The sequence below is a fragment of the Ectobacillus sp. genome, assembly GCF_056992975.1.
Genome location: NZ_JBXKMX010000068.1, coordinates 1 through 2,710 on the forward strand (window position 1 = coordinate 1; position 2,710 = coordinate 2,710).

At 37.6% G+C, this 2,710-nt stretch carries 3 protein-coding genes; all 3 read left to right on the top strand.

The genetic code is table 11. The features are described from left to right. Positions 1–740: ABC transporter permease subunit (locus AC11ZT_RS03420; protein ID WP_484058263.1), on the top strand; the 740-nt coding region annotated here is incomplete at its 5' end. 284 nt (positions 741–1,024) lie between these two features. Continuing rightward, positions 1,025–1,807 (top strand): Cof-type HAD-IIB family hydrolase, encoded by a 783-nt coding sequence (locus tag AC11ZT_RS03425; RefSeq protein WP_484058264.1) that lies wholly within the window; start codon positions 1,025–1,027, stop codon positions 1,805–1,807. Positions 1,808–1,850: 43 nt separating this feature from the next. Next, on the top strand, positions 1,851–2,710 hold an 860-nt coding region (locus AC11ZT_RS03430; RefSeq protein WP_484058265.1), incomplete at its 3' end, for a hypothetical protein.

The following is a 2,710-nucleotide window of genomic DNA, read 5'->3' on the forward strand; positions in this document are numbered from 1 at the left end:
TCGGAATGATCGCCATGATGGCAGCAAGTATGGGGAAATATGCAGGCTATTCATCTTCGGTGGGGTCTATGAATGACTTAGTGGCACAAATGCCTAAGGCTTTGCAGGTCATGTTTAACTTGAATTACTTTGATTTATCGAAGGTAAGCGGATATTACGGCATGTTATTTATTTATCTACTTCTTATGACAACAATTCATGCATCCTTACTTGGGGGAACCATTATTACAAAAGAAGAGCAAGATAAAACGGCAGAATTTCTATTCGTAAAACCTGTTTCCAGAGCAACGATTTTAACAGCAAAGCTAGCAGCAGCTATTGTAAACATTGTTATTCTCAATCTTGTTACCTATTTCTCTTCCCTTGTTTTTATTGCTCCGTATCAAAATGGAGAGGTTGTGAATGTGGATATAGCCAAATTAATGATTGGTATGCTACTGCTTCAGTTGCTGTTTGTAAGTATCGGTGCAAGTGCAGCGGTATTCAGTAAACATCCGAAATATGCTTCTTCGCTTTCAACGGGTATCTTGCTCGTTACATTTCTACTATCTCGGGCAATTGAAATCAATAGTAAGCTAGAATTTTTACAATATATAACGCCGTTTAAATATTTCGAAGCAAAGACGATTATGTATGGTGGTACATTTCAACCGGTATTCTTAGTGCTCACATGTAGTATCATTGGGGTATTAGGAATTATGATGTATCGTGTGTATGAGCAAAAGGATGTACTTGTGTAAGAGTAAGTAACTTATAGCATGGCCTTTTTACAAAAAAACTACGATGGCATTCGTAGTTTTTTTGTGCATTTATTTAATCAAACGTTTGGTTAGATGCTACTAGTGGCTTTTGCTTCATATAAGAATGGAAACGATATTTATATCTTGTATGATAAGCGATATGGTAGAATGGAAATGTTGTTTGGATTTTTGTGAATAGATTTGTTGCTAACGAAAAAATAGGTATAGATTGAGTTAGAAAATTTATTCATATAGGAATCATGCACAAAAGGAGGAATTTCAGTATGAGTTACAAGGCTGTTTTTTTAGATATTGATGGCACACTTGTACCGCATGATAGAAGTATGTCAGCAGCAACGCAGCAGGCGGTTCAACGTTTAAAAGAAAAGAATCTCCATGTCATCATTGCAACAGGACGTGCACCGTACTTTGCTGAGTCCGTTGTAAAACAATTAGGTATTGATTCATTGATTTTCTTTAATGGTAATTTCGTCCTTCACGATGGAAAAGTTATCCACCGGGCGCCAATTAAGAAAAACGTGCTGGAAAAATTGAATATACAATCGGATGAAAATAACCATCCGCTCACATATCTTGCTGGATCTGAATTTCGTGTATCGCAAACGGAACACCCCTATGTACAAGAGGCGTTTCGAAATGATACGTATAAACCGAAGCAGGCTTCCAACTCCTTTTGGTTAGAGAAGGATATTTATCAGCTGTTTCTTCATTGTGAAATAAATGAAGAACGTGCATACCAGCAAACCATTCCGGAATTATACTTTAGAAGATGGAGTCAGCCGGGTATGCGTACATGTGATGTGAACCTTTCTAATGGAACGAAGGCAACAGGCATTGAGAAAATGCTGAAGAAAATAGGGGTTGCGCCCGATGAGGCTGTAGCATTTGGAGATGGATTAAATGATGTAGAAATGCTATCTGCTGTTGGTATGGGGGTAGCAATGGGAAATGCAAGTAAGGAAGTCCAAGCTCATGCCAATATGGTAACGAAATCAGTAGACGAAGACGGTGTAAAGCACGGATTAGAAATGTTAGGCCTACTATAAGAAACTCAATATTTATTTTTGATTCAGTATAAGGAGTGAAACGATGATTGACAACTTCCTGTTGCAGAAAAGTGATGATTCTGCAACTCGTAAAAGGTTTCCTTTACTTGCACCATTTTTTGTGCATTATCTTATTATTTTGCTTGGAACACTGTTGCCATACTACAAAAATACAGAGAATATTCCGATGGCCTTTAATGCAAGGGCGGATACATGGTTGCAATGGGATAGTCTTTGGTATTTACAAATTGCTCATAAAGGGTACCAGACGACGACTTCCACCGCTTTTTTTCCGTTTGTACCGCTTCTATTAAAAGCTGTAAATAATGTGTATGTCGTTCTATTTATAACGGCGATTGCTTTTCTTATTTGTATGTATTTACTCCAAGAATTTTTTAAACGAATGAATATGACCGATGAGCAAATAAGGATGGGCATTTGGTTGTTTGCATTAAATCCATGTGCATTTTATTATACAACACTTTATACGGAGTTATGGACTGTTCTGTTTTCCCTTGCTTCCCTTCATATGGCGATAAAAGGGAAATGGATCTATGCATTCTTATTTGCTGCTCCTTTAACGACAACCCGAGCTACCGCCTTAATATTCGGCGTTTTTCCGCTCATACTTTTTTTCATGTCGATACGTAAGCAAGATTGGAAGACGGTTACCAAATCTGTATTATGGGGATTAAGTACGGCGATTGGCTTGCTTAGCTATATGTTTTATTTATATATGACGTATAAGGATCCCTTCATTTTTTCGACTACGCAGAAGGTAAATTGGGATCATTACTGGGAATGGCCTTGGATACAAATGGTGCAAGGGTTTTTTGGGACAATCTTTGCTGATATACGAGACGGAAGACAAGGATTATGGCTTGTTAGTATGCTATTTGTCTA